Origin of the sequence: Methylomonas sp. (genome assembly GCF_023228165.1) — a bacterium.
Classification (GTDB): Bacteria; Pseudomonadota; Gammaproteobacteria; order Methylococcales; family Methylomonadaceae; genus Methylomonas.
This window is the reverse complement of record NZ_JALOBS010000010.1, coordinates 125,424-142,842: the sequence shown is the minus strand read 5'-3', so window position 1 is coordinate 142,842 and position 17,419 is coordinate 125,424. Positions and strand designations below refer to the sequence as shown.

The 17,419-nt window shown below is 50.0% G+C and carries 13 protein-coding genes and 3 tRNA genes; 1 reads left to right on the top strand and 15 read right to left on the bottom strand.

Annotated elements, in window-relative coordinates:
* Positions 1 to 192: 192 nt before the first annotated feature.
* From M0R33_RS09630 to M0R33_RS09560, 15 genes are all read right to left on the bottom strand, one after another.
* On the bottom strand, positions 193 to 2,559 hold the full coding sequence (locus M0R33_RS09630; RefSeq protein ID WP_292568202.1) for a phosphoketolase family protein: 2,367 nt from the start codon (positions 2,557 to 2,559) through the stop codon (positions 193 to 195).
* 141 nt (positions 2,560 to 2,700) lie between these two features.
* Positions 2,701 to 3,843, bottom strand: coding sequence for a cytochrome d ubiquinol oxidase subunit II (gene cydB, locus M0R33_RS09625; protein ID WP_292568200.1), 1,143 nt, complete (start codon positions 3,841 to 3,843; stop codon positions 2,701 to 2,703).
* A 3-nt stretch (positions 3,844 to 3,846) separates the two neighbouring features.
* The gene (locus tag M0R33_RS09620) at positions 3,847 to 5,238 is read right to left on the bottom strand and encodes a cytochrome ubiquinol oxidase subunit I (protein ID WP_292568198.1); all 1,392 of its coding nucleotides are present in this window, start codon (positions 5,236 to 5,238) and stop codon (positions 3,847 to 3,849) included.
* Between the two features lie 107 nt (positions 5,239 to 5,345).
* Complete coding sequence (gene phoR / locus M0R33_RS09615) at positions 5,346 to 6,620, bottom strand: phosphate regulon sensor histidine kinase PhoR (RefSeq protein ID WP_292568196.1); 1,275 nt, start codon at positions 6,618 to 6,620, stop codon at positions 5,346 to 5,348.
* Between the two features lie 5 nt (positions 6,621 to 6,625).
* On the bottom strand, positions 6,626 to 7,318 hold the full coding sequence (gene phoB / locus M0R33_RS09610; RefSeq protein ID WP_292568194.1) for a phosphate regulon transcriptional regulator PhoB: 693 nt from the start codon (positions 7,316 to 7,318) through the stop codon (positions 6,626 to 6,628).
* Positions 7,319 to 7,451: 133 nt separating this feature from the next.
* Positions 7,452 to 7,997 carry a hypothetical protein gene (locus tag M0R33_RS09605; RefSeq protein ID WP_292568191.1) on the bottom strand — a complete coding sequence of 182 codons (546 nt, stop codon included), beginning with the start codon at positions 7,995 to 7,997 and terminating at the stop codon, positions 7,452 to 7,454.
* Between the two features lie 197 nt (positions 7,998 to 8,194).
* A complete protein-coding gene (locus M0R33_RS09600) occupies positions 8,195 to 10,060 on the bottom strand; it encodes a SurA N-terminal domain-containing protein (RefSeq protein WP_292568189.1) in 1,866 nt (621 codons plus the stop codon).
* 97 nt (positions 10,061 to 10,157) lie between these two features.
* Positions 10,158 to 10,234, bottom strand: a tRNA-Asp gene (locus tag M0R33_RS09595).
* A gap of 6 nt (positions 10,235 to 10,240) precedes the next feature.
* Positions 10,241 to 10,316: transfer RNA gene (locus tag M0R33_RS09590), tRNA-Val, on the bottom strand.
* A gap of 13 nt (positions 10,317 to 10,329) precedes the next feature.
* On the bottom strand, positions 10,330 to 10,602 hold the full coding sequence (locus tag M0R33_RS09585) for an HU family DNA-binding protein (protein WP_292568187.1): 273 nt from the start codon (positions 10,600 to 10,602) through the stop codon (positions 10,330 to 10,332).
* 201 nt (positions 10,603 to 10,803) lie between these two features.
* Positions 10,804 to 13,218, bottom strand: coding sequence for an endopeptidase La (lon, locus tag M0R33_RS09580; RefSeq protein WP_292568185.1), 2,415 nt, complete (start codon positions 13,216 to 13,218; stop codon positions 10,804 to 10,806).
* 150 nt (positions 13,219 to 13,368) lie between these two features.
* On the bottom strand, positions 13,369 to 14,643 hold the full coding sequence (gene clpX, locus M0R33_RS09575; RefSeq protein WP_292568184.1) for an ATP-dependent Clp protease ATP-binding subunit ClpX: 1,275 nt from the start codon (positions 14,641 to 14,643) through the stop codon (positions 13,369 to 13,371).
* Positions 14,644 to 14,740: 97 nt separating this feature from the next.
* Positions 14,741 to 15,373: an ATP-dependent Clp endopeptidase proteolytic subunit ClpP gene (gene clpP, locus M0R33_RS09570; protein WP_292568182.1), complete on the bottom strand. Its 633-nt coding sequence runs from the start codon at positions 15,371 to 15,373 to the stop codon at positions 14,741 to 14,743.
* 8 nt (positions 15,374 to 15,381) lie between these two features.
* Positions 15,382 to 16,683 (bottom strand): trigger factor, encoded by a 1,302-nt coding sequence (gene tig, locus M0R33_RS09565; protein ID WP_292568180.1) that lies wholly within the window; start codon positions 16,681 to 16,683, stop codon positions 15,382 to 15,384.
* A gap of 111 nt (positions 16,684 to 16,794) precedes the next feature.
* Positions 16,795 to 16,878: transfer RNA gene (locus M0R33_RS09560), tRNA-Leu, on the bottom strand.
* A 68-nt stretch (positions 16,879 to 16,946) separates the two neighbouring features.
* Here M0R33_RS09560 and M0R33_RS09555 point away from each other — a divergent pair.
* The gene (locus tag M0R33_RS09555; RefSeq protein WP_292568179.1) at positions 16,947 to 17,408 is read left to right on the top strand and encodes a DUF192 domain-containing protein; all 462 of its coding nucleotides are present in this window, start codon (positions 16,947 to 16,949) and stop codon (positions 17,406 to 17,408) included.
* Positions 17,409 to 17,419: the final 11 nt, after the last annotated feature.

Below are 17,419 nucleotides of genomic sequence, written 5' to 3'. Positions count from 1 at the left end.
GACGGGTTTTGCAAACCCGTCCTGAACGTTTAATCCAAATTACAGGAGAACGACAAAACGATAGGGGCAGATTGAATAATCCGCCTGGCTAGGGCAAGGTCCAAATATAATGCCATGATCCGATAGCGCCACCATGCTCACACGCAGGGCGCCGCTAAAACTCGCCGACCTGGCCGGAACCTATTAATCCGCTCAATACGGCCACACCCAACTGTCCGCCGCCGGCAGATCCGCGCCGTATTCGTAGGCATAATTACGACATTCAATCTGCATATCACGCATTTTTTCCTTCACATGCGCGCCGGCCACCTTTAACGCCGGCACCCGATCGATGGCATCTATCACCAAACTGAAACGGTCTATTTCGTTTTGAATGGCCAGTTCCAGCGGCGTGTTGATGCTGCCTTTTTCCTTGTAGCCGCGCACGTGCAGGTTTTTGTGGTTATTGCGCCGGTAAGCCAGGCGGTGAATCAACCAGGGATAACCGTGGAAGTTGAATAAAATCGGCTTGTTCAGAGTAAACAGGCTATCGAAGTCGTTATCCGACAGTCCATGCGGATGCTCGGCGGCCGGGGTCAATTTGTATAAATCCACCACATTCACGAAGCGCACTTTCAAGTCCGGGAAATACTCCCGCAGCATGACGGTGGCCGCCAAAGCTTCCTTGGTGGGAATATCGCCGGCGCATGCCATCACCAAATCGGGTTCGACGCCGTTGTCGTTGCTGGCCCACTCCCAAATACCGATGCCTTTGGTGCAATGCTTGATCGCCGCGTCCATGTCCAGAAACTGCAGATGCTTTTGTTTGTCGCAGACAATCACGTTGATGTAATCGGTACTTTGCAGGCAATGGTCGCTGACCGCCAGCAGAGTATTCACGTCGGGCGGCAGATAGATACGGGTTACGGCCGGACTTTTATTTACCACCACATCCAGAAAACCGGGGTCCTGATGGGTAAAACCGTTGTGATCCTGCCGCCAAACCGTGGAGGTTATCAATAAATTCAACGACGAAATCGGCGCCCGCCAAGGCACGGCTTTGGACATTTCCAGCCATTTGGCGTGCTGGTTGAACATGGAGTCGATCACATGCACAAAGGCTTCGTAAGTGGAGAAAAAGCCGTGCCGCCCGCTTAACAAATAACCTTCCAGCCAGCCTTCCAACGTATGTTCAGAAAGCATTTCCATCACCCTGCCATCGACCGCCAATTGACCGCCATCGGCATCTTCGGGCAGGTAATCGGCCAGCCAGGTCTTTTTACTGACTTGGTAAATATCATCCAGCTTGTTGGAGGTATTTTCATCCGGGCCGAATACCCGAAAATTCTGCATGTTTTCCTGCATGATATCGCGTAAAAACTTGCCCAATGGCCGGGTGTTTTCAGCAATGGCCGTGCCGGGTTTGGCCACCTCTATGCGGTAATCACGAAAATCCGGCATGCACAAAGCTTTGCGCAAACGGCCGCCGTTGGCGTGCAAATTGGCGCTCATCCGACGCTGGCCTTGCGGAGCCAGGGCTTTTAGTTCGGGCATCAGACTGCCGTTAGCGTCGAACAATTCGTCCGGCCGGTAGCTGCGCAGCCAGGCTTCCAGTTGCGCCAAGTGGGCCGGGTTTTCCCGCACCCCGCTCAAAGGCACTTGATGCGAGCGCCAGAAGCCCTCGACTTTATGTCCGTCGACTTCCCTGGGCCCAGTCCACCCCTTGGGCGAACGCAGCACTATCATGGGCCAGCGCGGCCGTGCCGCCTTGCCGCTGTCGCGCGCTTGGTCCTGTATGCGGCGAATTTCCAGCACACAGGCTTCCATCGCCTCCGCCATTTTACCGTGCATCTCCATGGGATCGCTGCCCTCCACGAAAAACGGCTGCCAGCCGTAACCCTTGAACAGATTTTCCAGCTCTTCGTGACTGATACGCGACAGTATGGAGGGATTGTTGATCTTGTAGCCGTTCAAATGCAGAATCGGCAACACCGCGCCGTCGCGGATAGGGTTGAGGAACTTATTGGAATGCCAGGAAGTGGCCAGCGGCGCGGTTTCCGACTCACCATCGCCTACCACGACAGCGACTAATAAATCCGGATTGTCATAGGCCGCGCCGAACGCGTGGGAGATACTGTAGCCCAGCTCGCCGCCCTCATGAATCGAGCCCGGTGTTTCCGGGGTACAGTGACTGCCTATGCCGCCCGGAAAGGAAAATTCTTTAAAGAAGTTCAACAAACCTTCTTCGTCTTCGCTTTTGTTGGGATAAATCTCGCTGTAAGTTCCTTCCAGATAAACCGGCGCCAACACACCCGGCGCACCATGCCCCGGGCCGGCCAGAAAAATGGCATTCAGGTCGTATTTATTGATCAGCCGGTTGAGATGAATATAACTAAAGCTTAGGCCGGGACTGGCCCCCCAATGCCCCAACAAACGTTGCTTGATGTGTTCCGGCTTTAACGGCTGTTTCAGTAACGGATTGTCGCGTAAATAAATCATCCCGGCTGCCAGATAGTTACAGGCGCGCCAATAGGTATTCAGGACTTCGGTTTCTTGCATGGAGAGGGGCATATTCGTCATAGCAGGTTTCCTGGTCGGTAAAACATAAAGAACCGGCTAGAAGCTAGCCGGCTATAGAAAGGGTTATATTGTCACTATAGCTTATCCGTTTGTCATTTTGATGAACATTACAATCCTCTCCCAATAATTTCAAACAGTCGCTTACTCCGGTTCAGCAGGTTCTACGGCAACATTGCCTTGCTCCGTGCAATCGACAGCACAATATACCCAGCGGCTACAGACCAACATTAATGGCAAGGCGAAAGCCATCGCCGACAATAAACTTTGCAAGGTTAATTGGCTGGCACTGCTATCCCAAATCGTCAAGGAGCTATTAAGAGAAATATTCGACGGCAACAAAAACGGGAACATAGAGACGCCGAATGTCAGCACGGTCATGGTCACGCATAGCGCGGCGGCTATCATGGCGAAATAAGCTTTGTCCCACTTGGACAAGCCTAACATAGCCAGACCGGCCAGAAAAGCCAACACCGGGATACTCCAAAGCAGCGGCTGGTGTTCGTAGTTATCCAGCCATAGACCCTCGCCGCGCTTGACGAACTTGGCCAAGGGATTGGAAGCGTCGTTCGGCAAAACCTCGGAATTGATGTGATAACCCTCCAAATGGGTTATCCACAAACCGGCCGCGGCAAACAACACCAAAAAAGCCAAGCCAGCCCGCAGTACGATGGCCTTGGTTTGCTGTTGCATGCCATCGTCATCACCGGCTCGTAGTTGTAAAAACACCCCGCCATACATCGCTAGCAAGGCCAGGCAAACTGCCGCTACTAACAGCGAAAACGGATTGAACAGCCCGGCGAAATCGCCCAAAAACAGGATACGCATGTCGCTATCCAGATGAAACGGGATGCCTTTTAAAAGATTGCCAACCAATACCCCCAACAACGCGGCCGGTATCAATCCACCGGCAGCCAGTAGTTTTTTGCCATGCCGCCGCCACTGGACATGGTCGCAGTCGTCCAGAAAATACAGGGTCAACGGCCGCAACAGCAAGATCAACAATATCGGCAACAGCAGCGTATACAAACTGGCCATGGCTACCGCATAAGCAATGGGCCAAGCGGCAAACAGTAGCGCCACCAACACGACCAGCCAAGCCAGGTTCACCATGCTGGCCGGTGCAATACTGTCGATCAATCGTCGGCTATCCCGGTCGGTGGTTCCCAGTAAGGGTAGCAGCAGGGTCACGCCCAGCGTGATGCCTTCGCATAAAACCGTTACCACCATTACCACGCCGAGCAATGCCCAGCCAATCAAGCGTAAACTTTCCAAATCCAATGTCATGGCTCAAACTCCCGGTAGGCCGATATTACGGTTGACTATGGATTGCCGCAGCAGACAAAACCCCACCAGCAACAAAACAGTGTATGCACAGACATAGCCCATTGCGCTGACAACCAATTCCGCCGCCGACAATGACGACACGCCCATAAAAGTCGGCAGCACACCGGCAATCGCCCAAGGCTGTTTGCCTAACTCGGCGACAAACCAGCCGGCAATGCAAGCCAGCCAGGGTATGGGTGCCAAATAAACACTAAAATTGACCAGCCAGGCCGGCACAGCCTTAATTACAACACTGTATAGTCCAGCCAGCAAAAACCAGAGCATACTCAGCGCCCCGGCTGCGATCATGAAAAGATAGGCCCAGTGCAGCAAGCCCGGATAGGCTGGCAATGCCGATTGGGCGGCCAGGCTAATGTGTCGGTCTTCGGCGCCCAATATGGTTTTATGAAAAGGGGTTAACAACATGGCATAACCCAGATTGGCTTTATGCGCCTCAAATTCCGCCAATAGTTGCGGGTCTTTATTGTCGTCGCGCAGATCCTGTAACAGGGCATAAGCCTTGATACCACTGCGGATACGGGTTTCGATATTCGGTAACAGCGCGGCAACGGGCCGCGCCTGCAGGGCTGCCAGCTTGGCTTGCTGCACAGGATGATCCAACATGGGCGTGGTGTCGCCCAAGCCGATGGTGACGCCTAACATCGCGACGCCCATAGCGGCCGCCCAATTAAAACTCTTAAGAGCCATTTGATCCCGCGGCTGTTTACGCAGCCAATAGGCGCTTATGCCCATTACGGTGGCCATGGCGGTGACATAACTGGCCGTCACTGTATGCAAGTATTTAGCCAGTGCGGCGGGATTGGAGACAAACAAGTCCAAATCGGTCAGCTCCATCCGATACGACTGATAGTTAAAACTCGCGGCCACCGGATTCTGCATCCAGCCATTAGCCAGTAACACCCAAAATGCGGACACATTGACGGCCAACGCCATCAACCAGGTCAGCAACAGATGCTGCTTCTGGCCCATTTTTTCCCAACCGAACCAATACGGTCCGAACAATACCGCCGCCAGAAAAAAGCCGCTCGATGCCTCGATAGCCAACGGCAGTGCAAATATATCGCCGACATAATGCGAAAAATACGAGCCGGTCATACCGAACTGAAATACCACGATGATCCGCGTCGCCACGGCCAGCACAAAATTAATCGTAAATATCCTGCCCCAGAACCGGGCCATGGTTTTATATATCGGCTGCCCGGTGACGGCGTACATCGACTCCAGCAAAGCCAAAAATAATGCCAGCCCTAAAGTCAACGGGATGAATAAAAAGTGCAGCATCGCAGTTATCGCAAACTGCCAGCGCGATAATTCGATAACGGTTTCCGAAATCATTCCAGCCTCTTAGTCACTGTTACAAGTGGCGGCAATTATAGAGACATCGGTTTGGTTACCGGCGATTTTTTGTGGGTGGCGTTGATAGGAAAAAGGTAAAAAGCGGTTTAGCAAGCGCGCTGGGCGGGAAACAGACAGCGGAAGCGGCTACCCTTACCCTGCTGGCTTTCCACTTCCAGTTTGGCGTCGTGTCTGACCAATACATGCTTGACGATGGCCAAGCCCAACCCGGTGCCGACCACCTTATGATTGCGCTTGACCTCCGCACGATAAAAACGCTCGGTAATGCGAGGAATATCCGCCGAGGAAATACCCTCGCCAAAATCCTCGACTTCCAGGTAAAGCGAGCCATCGGGCTTTTGATGCCAGCCGACTTTGACCGGCGACGTCGCAGGCGAATACTTCAAGGCATTCACCAATAAATTGGTGAACGCGCTTTGCAGCTCCTGACCGTCCCCTTGCAGATTGCTATCGGTGGTAATGGTCAATTCAATCCGCCGTTCGTCTTTTTCCAACAAATCGCTTTCATGACAGATTTGCTCCAATAAGTCGCGCATGGTCACGCATTCGAATTTCTTGGCTTTGGTTTCCAGCTTGGCCAACAACAACAGGTCATCGATAAGGTGCTGCATGCGCTCGGTTTGAGTGGCCATACTTTCAAACGACCGCGCTAAACCTTTGGGCACGTCATCCATGTCCAATAAGGTTTCCAGATAGCCCTTTAAAACGGTTAATGGCGTGCGCAATTCATGCGACACATTCGCCACAAAGTCTGTCCGCATCCGTTCCATGTTTTTGATTTGCGTCACATCTTGCGCTAATAACAAGCGTAAGCCGGCCCCATACGGCACGACGCTGATTTGTAGGATAATGCTGTCGTTAACGGGCGAGGTGATGCAGATTTTTTGCTGATAGTCCTGAGCCTTAAGAAATTGCACGAACTGGGGAGTCCTGATCAGATTCGGAATACGCTGGCCTTTATCCGACCTTTTCAAACCCAGTACTTCCCGGGCAGCCTTGTTGGTCCATTCAATCTCGGCGTATTCGCCCAATACCACGGCGGCGTCGGGCAGCGCATTGGTTGAGGTACGGAATTGGTCTATCATCCGACTGAGTTTTTTCTTACGCTTTTTATCGGTTTTTTTGATCTTCCACAGGTGGTAGTAAATATCGGCCCAAATACCTTTGCGGTCCCGGTAATCTCTAAATGCGCCCCGACTCAACCAACTTTCCAGCTCGTTGATTGCCAAAGTTTGCTTTATCAATAACAGCACACTGACGCACAACAGCATCAGGCTCAGATGCCCAATAAAATAACTAAGCAGTAACGCCGGCAAAACGAGGGCAATAATAATCTTGATTTCTCTTTGCCATCGGTCCATTTAGTTCATCCCGCCATGGAAAAGCGGTAGCCGAAACCCCGCACGGTTTGGATCAAATCTTCCCGGTCAAATTCGGCCAGCAGTTTACGCAAGCGACGGATATGCACATCGACCGTGCGCTCTTCGATATAAACGCTACGTCCCCAGACCTGATCCAGTAAATGGGTTCGGCTATACACCTTGTCCGGGTGGGTCATAAAAAACTGCATCAGCCTGAATTCGGTAGGACTAACATCCAGCGTTTTGCCGCTAATGGTCAGCCTATGCTGCTCGGCATCCAGCGTAAGATCGCCGACATTCAACTGCCCGGACTCACTCAACTTACCGCTACGCCGCATCACGGCTTTAATCCTGGCAATCAATTCCTTGGGAGAGAACGGTTTGGTAATGTAATCATCCGCACCAATTTCCAAGCCGCGAATTTTGTCTTCTTCTTCGCCTCGGGCCGTAAGCAATATAATGGGCAAATCCTTAAAACCGGGCTCCCGTTTCAGGCGCCTGGCTAATTCAACCCCACTAATGCCGGGTAGCATCCAATCCAATACCAATAAATCGACTCGATTTTCCGCCAGTGACTGCAAGGCTTCTTCCGCGCTGGCGGCCGCCGTCACTTGAAAGTCGGCCTGCTCTAAGACCATCACCAACATTTCCCTAATGGCGTCTTCATCTTCCACAACCAGGATATTTAAATTTGACATAATCATGTTACGTTTTAGCCTAATCAACCTGGGAATTTAACAATGCCATATTACCCTTTTATGACAAACATACATCCCGCCATAAAATGATCATTGCAGCCCCCAGCAAAAATTAGTTAACTGTAGAAACCGGCTACGGCATTCCGGTCAAATCGGCAATAGCATCCACGACCATCCCGGTTCCAATCGTAATCATCAAAACATCCGAGGCGATTCGAACATAACGATAACCGGTTGGCGGATAACCTATTTGCCTGATAACCCCGTCTGGCAAATCATAAAAAATCAAGTCTCGCGGTAAAGGCCGCCCCTTCGTCCAGCGTTTTGCCTGTCCCGGCGGCAAGCAGCCATTATGTTTCTTGGCCAAACCGGGCGGACAATGGCCGGCACGAAATTCATTGGCATAATATTCACGGATAGCGATACGCTGCTGCTCTGCAAAACCGCCTTGCCGATAATATTGATCCGGGTAGTTTTGTGGGCGAGAACTATATGGTGCTTGACCATGCCGACTATCATCGCGATTTTCATGCTGCTTAGACTGATGTGATTTCTGCTTGTGCCCCCCACCACCGGTGCCGGCGGGTTTTTCGGCCGAAGCCTCCCCGGCAACAGCAGCCATTGACAAAGCGAACACCCCCATCAGAAAACCGCGAAAGGGCAAATTGAATTTTGTCATAGCAAGCTCCAACGTCACATTAAAGCAAAAGCCTAACATCAATTGCGGAGATTCCCGCGACATTTATAGCCTTCCGCTTAACTAGTGGCTACAAACTCATGACCCGGAAATTCTCCCGGTTCAAGATCATTCGATAGTGAACCGGGCATCTCGACAATCACCAATAGCCGTTGCGGCTTTAAATTGGGTGAAATTGGCTACTGGGCGGCACGAATACGAATATCGGCATTGGCTTGCAATTGATTCAATACCGCTTCGAATTGCGCCCGGCCAAACGCAGTCGCCATATTTTTTTCGATCAGCGCCTGATTGGCTTTGTCGGCTTCCGTCATTTCACCTTCAGTGACGTGATTTATACTCGCGACAATCTTGCCACCTTTCGGTTCATCGATGACAACGATGCTGGACCGATTAGCCTGCGGCTTAGCTGCACGAAACATGGCTTGATTAATAACCGGCTCGACTTCGGTACTGGTACGCGCTAATCCGGTCAGTTTTTTTACCGATAATTGCGCATTCCGCGCCACTTCGGCGATTGATTTACCTGCCGACAATTCGTCTTTGAGTTTATTGGCTGTTTCGGCCGTTTGTTGCTGCGCCCGTTCTTTTTGCAATGCCGCAATCACCTCGGCTTTGACATCCTTTAACTCTTTATTTGCCGCCGGTAGATGCGATTTCATCCGCAATACCACCAATTTATCGCTGCCCACCTCAACCGGTTCACTATTCACACCTTTCAAGACATCTTCGGAAAAGGCTGCCAAACGAACTTTTTGGTCCGCAGCAACCCCGTCACCGGAATCACGGGTAAACAAAGGCGTTTCCTCGACATTAACACCCAACAAAGCGGCGGCGGCATCCAAACTATCCGGATTTTCGTAACTGACTTCGCTAAGTTTCTCACCCAACTCGCCGAATTTACTTTCCGCCTGGGATTTCTTAAAGGCCTTAGTCAGTTCGGGTTTAACGGCTTCGTAGGATTTAACCTCGCCAGGAACCAACTCCGTCACTTTAATCAGGTGGTATCCGAAAGCGGATTTCACCGGTTCGGACACTTCACCCAACTTTAACTGGCTGGCAGCATCTTCAAAGGCCTTTTCCATGACGCCCACATTGAATAAACCCAAATCGCCACCGTTTTTGGCAGAGAGCTTGTCATCGGAGACTTCCTTGGCCAAAGCGGCAAAATCCTTCGTCGCTAAGTCTTGCTTGGCTTTTAAAGCTTTTTGCAAAGCTTGTTCTTCATTGGCTGCATCTTTGCCGAAAGCAAACAGGATGTGGCTGATTTTGCGTCTTTCAGGGTTGCTGAATTGCGCTTTTTGCTCTTCGTAATAGGTTTTAAGCTGCTCTTCCGTCGCATCGACATCGCTTGCAAGCGTATCCAAGGCTAATTCCACATACTGAATAGAGACCTGCTCTTCTGTTTGATAGGCATCCTGGTGCTGCTGATAGTAGGCCACGACATCTTCTTCGGAGGGTGTCTGGCTTGAGACCGACAACGGCACGGGAATATATTCCACATCCCGCTTTTGATTTTGAATTTTATAAAACGCCGCCACTTCGAATGGTGTCACGAAGCCGCTATCCACAATGGCTCGTTGCACTTGTTCCATCATCAAAGCTTTTTTGATCCGGCCGACGAATTCTTCCGAAGACATACCCTGCGAACCCAATAAGGCTTGATATTGGTTTTTATCGAATTTGCCGTCATTTTGAAAATATTCCAACGACTGAATGAAATCTCTGGCGGCATCATCAGTGACAACCAGCTTTTGCTGCTGTGCATATTGCAACAGAACCTCGTCCCGAATCAATTTCTGCAAAGCCTGCTTTTTCAGGGTGTCTTCATCAAATTTCATCCCTGCCAGATTTTGAGCAAACTGCTGGTAGGCCTGATTGACATCGCGTTGAAAAAACTCTTTGTCGCCCACCGTAACCTCGGGCGCCTCCTTGCCGCCGCCCAAATAATTCTGGATGCCCCACAAGCCGAAAAGCACGCAAATCAGCACTAAAATGATCGACGCAAAAACGCCTTGCACCTTTTCTCTAATCTCTAATAGCATAAGCTCTGTCCTTAAACAGCATTTAGCCCGACATTTCAGGCCTTAAAATTAATACGCAAAAAAAAACCTCGAACCATTCGGCCCGAGGTTTCTGTTTTGGCGGAGCGGACGGGGCTCGAACCCGCGACCCCCGGCGTGACAGGCCGGTATTCTAACCAACTGAACTACCGCTCCTAAGTCTGGTGGGTGCTGAGGGGTTCGAACCCCCGACCCTCGCCTTGTAAGGGCGATGCTCTCCCAGCTGAGCTAAGCACCCGACTAAAGAACTGCTAGTTTACAGCATCTTTTAAAGACTTACCAGCTTTAAATGACGGAATTCTCGCTGCCTTAATAGTAATCTCTTCGCCGGTCTGCGGATTGCGGCCTTTGCGCTCTGCTCTTTCTTTTACTTCGAATGTTCCAAAACCTACCAAAGCTACTGAATCGCCTTTTTTAAGCGCCTCTTCAACAGACTTGATAAAACCATCTAAAGCACGGCCGGCATCGGCTTTAGTCAATTGAGATGCTGCAGCGATCGCATCAATCAGTTCCGATTTATTCATTTATTTCCCCTTAGGATTTGGTTTTATTAATTATTACTCAAACAATCAGTTTCATTCGGCACAAACAGGCTCACCCCTCCCATATATAGCCGCCTTCCCGTAAGAAGGTGGGACTTTATATCAATGGGCGGCGAGCCCTGTCAAGCATTCAAATAGCCGCATCCCACGGTTTTCACGGTTTGGAGCCCAAACAACACCATATTAGTGAGCAACAACCACTTGCGACTTCGCTTCGGTTTTTCCGTTTGCAGCATCTGCCCTCTCTGCAGCCTCAATGACAATAGGCACCGGCATTTTTTGCAGCGCAATCTCAAGCACTTCATCAATCCATCGGACACATTTGATGGTCAAATTGCTTTTGACGTTATCGGGTATTTCCGTCAGATCCTTTTCATTTTCATACGGTATCACCACCGTCCGTATACCGCCCCGATGCGCGGCTAATAATTTTTCCTTCAAACCACCGATAGGCAACACTTCGCCCCGCAAGGTTATTTCCCCGGTCATGGCCACGTCGGCCCTGACGGGAATTTTAGTCAAGGCGGAAATAATCGCCGTACACATGCCGATACCGGCACTGGGCCCATCTTTCGGCGTGGCGCCTTCCGGCACGTGAATATGAATATCGTTTTTTTGGAACACCTCGTTATCGATCCCCAGCACATGCGAACGGCTTCTTACCACGGTCACGGCGGCGTCGATGGACTCCTTCATAACGTCGCCCAGCTTACCAGTCGCTTGCTGCTTGCCTTTGCCCGGCATCACGGCCGTTTCTATGGTCAACAGCTCGCCGCCAACTTCCGTCCACGCCAGTCCGGTAACTTGACCGACTCGATCATTGTCTTCGGCCATGCCGTAGCTAAAGCGTCTGACGCCTAGATATTTATCCAGATTGTCACTGCCGACCGTAATTTTGTCTTTATCGCTGGTTAACAATAAGTCTTTCACCACTTTACGACAGATTTTGGATATTTCGCGCTCCAAACTCCGCACGCCGGCTTCGCGGGTGTAATAGCGAATGATATCCCTAACCGCCTCTTCCGTTACTTCGATTTCGGATTCCGCCAAACCGTTATTTTTGACTTGCTTCTTAATCAGGAAACGCAAAGCAATATTGATTTTTTCGTCTTCGGTATAACCGGCCAAACGAATCACTTCCATCCTATCCATCAGCGGAGCGGGAATATTCATGGTATTGGCCGTGGCCACAAACATCACGTCGGACAAGTCAAAGTCCACTTCCAGGTAATGATCTGAAAAGGTGTGATTTTGTTCGGGGTCCAATACCTCCAGTAATGCGGACGCCGGATCGCCGCGAAAATCCGCCGCCATCTTATCGATTTCATCCAGCAAAAACATCGGATTACGGGTTTTGATTTTCGACAAATTTTGCAGAATCTTGCCCGGCATCGATCCGATATAAGTACGCCTGTGGCCACGAATTTCCGCCTCGTCTCGCACCCCACCCAGGGCCATCCGCACATATTTGCGGTTGGTGGCACGCGCTATCGATTGGCCCAACGAGGTTTTTCCCACGCCAGGAGGTCCAACCAGGCATAAAATCGGCCCCTTCAATTGCTTGACGCGTTGCTGTACAGCCAAGTATTCCAGAATGCGTTCTTTAACCTTCTCCAATCCATAGTGTTCAGATTCCAGCACCTGTTCGGCCACTTTTAAGTCGTGACGTACTTTGGTTTTCTTTTTCCAGGGCACGCTGACCATCCAGTCAATGTAATTACGCACCACGGTGGCCTCGGCCGACATCGGCGACATCATTTTTAATTTATTCAGCTCCGCCATGGCTTTAGTTTTGGCTTCGGCCGACATGCCAGCGGCTTCAATTTTCTTTTCCAGCTCTTCGACTTCGTTGCTGGCCTCGTCCATTTCGCCCAACTCTTTCTGAATCGCCTTCATTTGCTCATTCAGATAGTACTCGCGCTGATTTTTTTCCATCTGTTTTTTGACGCGGCCGCGGATTTTCTTTTCCATTTCCAGGATATCCACTTCGCCTTCCATTAGAGTCATCAAGCTTTCCAGGCGTTTGGCCACATCCACCATTTCCAGCATATTCTGCTTTTCCTCGACTTTCAGCGCCATGTGCGCCGCCATGGTGTCGGCCAGCCTGCTCGGATCGTCTATGCCCGCCAGGGAATTTAAAACTTCGGGCGGAATTTTGCTATTCAACTTTACATACTGGTCGAACGAACTGATAGCCGTGCGCTGTAATACGTCCAACTCTTGCTCGTCAATGCTTACTTCGTCTTCCAGCTCCAGCACGCCTGCCGCACAGTAGCCTTCAAATTCCTGATATTGAATAACCGAACAACGCTGCGTGCCTTCAACCAGAACCTTGACGGTACCATCCGGCAATTTGAGCAATTGCAGAATATTGGCCAAGGTGCCTACTTTGTATAGGTCGTCAAACTCAGGCTCATCAACATCCGCCTGCTTTTGGGCAATCAACAGCACTTGCTTGTCTTGTTTAATGGCGGCATCCAGAGCGTCAATGGACATCCCTCTGCCTACAAACAACGGTATAACCATATGCGGATATACCACCACATCCCGTAACGGGAGAACGGGAATCAGTTCGTCTTTACTTTTTACGTGAGTCATTTAATTTGTATCCTGTGGCCGGAAAGCAAAATTTACCTTAATCCTATATGAGGACGCTCGGTTAGAAAACAAGTATCTTCGCAAAAACGCAAAAAAAAAGGGGCTTTGCACGCAAGCCCCCTTTTTTGCCGACCACTAAACCATTAAAAATTATGAATCCGCCGCCGCTCTTTTTAACTCGGACTCATAAACCAACAACGGTTCAGACTGCCCGTTAATGACACTTTCATCGATCACAACCTTGCTGATATTTTCACTGGAAGGCAACTCGTACATGGTATCCAGCAAGACGTTTTCAACGATGGTTCGCAAACCTCGCGCCCCGGTTTTTCTTTCCATGGATTTACGCGCAATAGCTGCCAGCGAGTCGTCCCTAAACTCCAATTCGGCACCTTCCATCTCGAACAAATGCTTGTATTGCTTGATTAAGGCGTTCTTAGGCTGAGTCAGTATCTGTATTAACGCTGCCTCATCCAACTCGTCCAAAGTGGCCACCACCGGCAAACGTCCAACGAATTCGGGAATTAAGCCGTATTTGATCAAATCCTCGGCCCGCACGTCGGCAAACACTTCACCGACATTTTGACTATCATCCTTAGCTTTGACTTCCGCGGAAAAACCAATGCCGCCTTTTTCGGTACGACTCCGGATTACCCTGTCCAGTCCGGCAAAAGCGCCGCCGACGATGAACAAAATATTAGCTGTGTTGACTTGCAGGAATTCCTGCTGCGGATGCTTCCGCCCCCCTTGCGGCGGCACGGAGGCAACGGTACCCTCTATTAACTTCAATAGCGCCTGCTGCACGCCTTCGCCCGATACATCGCGCGTAATCGAAGGGTTGTCCGATTTCCGGGAAATCTTGTCTATTTCATCGATATAAACAATACCGGATTCTGCTTTTTCGACATCGTAATCGCATTTTTGCAAAATTTTCTGGATGATGTTCTCTACATCCTCACCCACATATCCGGCTTCCGTTAATGTCGTGGCATCGGCAATCGTGAAAGGCACATCCAACAAACGCGCCAATGTTTCAGCCAATAGCGTTTTACCTGAGCCGGTTGGACCAATCAACAAAATATTGCTTTTGGCTAACTCGACATCACTTTTCTTACTATTGCTGCGCAGGCGCTTATAATGATTATAAACCGCCACAGACAGGATTCTTTTGGCTTTTTCCTGCCCGATAACATAATTATCCAGCTCTAGCTTGATTTCTTTTGGCTTAGGTAACGCACCATTACCGACGGCTTTCTCATCCTCCATCAACTCATCGCGAATGATGTCGTTGCAAAGCTCAACACACTCGTCACAGACATAGACTGATGGACCAGCAATCAGCTTCCTAACTTCGTTTTGACTTTTGCCGCAAAAAGAACAGTAGAGAAGTTTATCTTCGTCCTTGCCTTTTTTGTCTTTACTCATGGCCAAACCCCAAGGTAATTCATTGCTTCAGTGACTGAAGAATATTTCAAATTAATCAATTTTTCCAATAAATTCGCCGCAAAGCGGCGAATTTTGTCTAGCCGTTACGGCTGGTAAGAACTTTATCGATCAAACCGTAATCAACCGCTTGTTGCGAACTCAAGAAATTATCCCTGTCCGTATCCTGCTGGATTTTTTCCATCGGCTGACCGGTATGATGCGCCAGGATTTTATTCAAGCGCTCGCGAATAGCCAGAATTTCCCGGGCATGAATATCGAAATCCGACGCCTGTCCTTGAAAACCGCCCAATGGCTGGTGAATCATGACACGAGAGTGCGGCAAACAATATCGTTTGCCGGCCGCGCCACCCGCCAACAATAAGGCACCCATACTGGCGGCCTGACCGATACACATAGTGCTAACGTCAGGTTTAACGAATTGCATGGTGTCGTAGATTGACATACCTGCCGTCACCGAACCACCCGGAGAATTGATATACAAATGGATATCTTTATCCGGATTTTCGGATTCCAGGAACAGCAATTGAGCCACTACCAGATTAGCCGAGTAATCTTCCACTTGGCCGACTAGAAAAATTACCCGCTCTTTCAACAAGCGAGAATAAATATCAAACGAGCGCTCACCGCGCGCGGTTTGCTCTACTACAATTGGCACCAAACCGCCTGCGGCTTGCGGAGCCATACTACTCATGCCATTTAGATCGATCATTAAGGTTCCTATGCTTGTTGTCTATCCATGACGTCTTCAAAACCGACACTTTGGTCGACGACTCTAGCACGCTCAATAACCCAGGCCACGGCTTGGTCTTCCAACACCATCTGCTGGACGTCATTTAAGCGGCTATTGTCCGCATAATACCAGTTAATGACGTCTTCTGGCTTCTCATAACTCTTCGCCATATCCTCGATCGTGGCGCGTACTTTATCGGCATCCACTTTGATATCGTTCTTTTGAATGATTTCACCTAAAATCAAACCCAGAGCCACTCTGCGCTTGGCTTGATTTTCAAACATGTCCTGCGGCAAATTCAGGTCTTCCAGTTTCAATTTTGCTTTGCCGGCACGCTCCGCATAAGGCTTCATCAGCGCTTGAATTTCCTGATCGATCAGGGCATTCGGCAGGGTAATTTGTACATTCGCGAACAAGGCATCCATAACGGCTGTTTTCAGCTTGTTTTTCAAGCCTTGCGCCAACTCTCTTTCCATGTTGTCTTTAACATCGGTACGAAAGCTCTCGACATCACCGTCTTCCACGCCATAAGCCTTGATGAACTCGGCATCCAACTCCGGCAGTACGGCCGCTTCGACCTTGACCATCTCAATTTCAAACTCCGCAACTTTACCGGCCAGTTTTTCGCTGTTGTATTTTTCCGGAAAAGTAATGCTAAAGGTTTTGGATTCCCCAACCGACAGGCCTTTCAGCTCATCCTCAAAACCCGGGATCATTTGATTGCCGCCGATCTCAATCGCGTAGTTTTCAACCTTACCATCGGTAAAGTTTTCACCTTCCGAGACCCCTGAAAAATGGATCGTTACCCTATCGCCTTCCTGCGAAGCGCGCTCGACCACGGCCCAGGCCTGCTTTTGCTGCTTCAGTTTGTCGATCATCTTTTCAACATCGGCATCCGTTACGCTGGCTGTTGGCCGACTGACTTCCAAACCATTAACCGCATCCAACGAAATTTCCGGGTAAACCTCAAACTCCGCAACATATTCGAAACCTTCACTTTTTTCCGCGGGCGTGATGCTGGGATGACCGGCAGGAACCAACTCCTGCTGCTGCAGCGCTTCGAAATAGGTCGTTTGAATCAAATCGCCGGCCACTTCCTGTTTCACACGCTCGCCGTACAGTTTTTTAACCATACTGGTCGGCACCTTGCCGGGACGAAAACCATCCACCTTAACTTCCCGGGCCAGTTTTTTAAAGCGAGTTTCCATTTTTTCCTGAAGCACCGCATCAGGCACACTAACAATCATTTTTCGGCTTAATTCTGATGTCTTCTCGACAGAAACTTGCATTGCATTACCTCAAAAAGTTAAAAAAGAAGGAATTGAATAGGGGGAATCGATCAGCGGAACTCATGAATATATCGAAAAAGGTGCTGTATCGCTGTGAATAACAGAAAGAAATGGTGCGAGCGGAGAGACTCGAACTCTCACGGGGTTACCACTGGAACCTAAATCCAGCGCGTCTACCAATTTCGCCACGCTCGCAAACAAAAGAACGCAGCATTATAATCAGCCCTCCAAGCAAAAACAACTCCATTTCAACTAACTTTGCCATGAATATCCGACTAAAACGATTTATCTGCTGCTTTTTACTGTTCTTGACCGCATTGCCCGTACTTGCGGACCCTATGGCGAAAGGCGTTGTAAGCTTTGCTAAGGACTACCGGCTTGACGTCGAAATTGCCGATACCGCACCGCTACGGGAATACGGCCTGATGCACCGAGAACAGCTGCAAGACGACCAGGGCATGCTGTTTGTGTATCCGGATCAGGCATTGCGTGGGGTCTGGATGAAAAACACCTTACTCTCGCTGGACATACTATTTCTCTCAACGGACGGCATGATCCTTTCCATGCTGCGTAATTTATTACCTTGCAGGCAAGACCCTTGCCCGGTCTACACTTCAGTGGTTCCCGCGCAGTACATGCTGGAGGTCAACTCCGGATTCATCGCCAAGCACCAACTCGAAATCGGCCAGACGGTTATGCTGGATTACCACCACAACACCCCCTGAAGCCACCACTT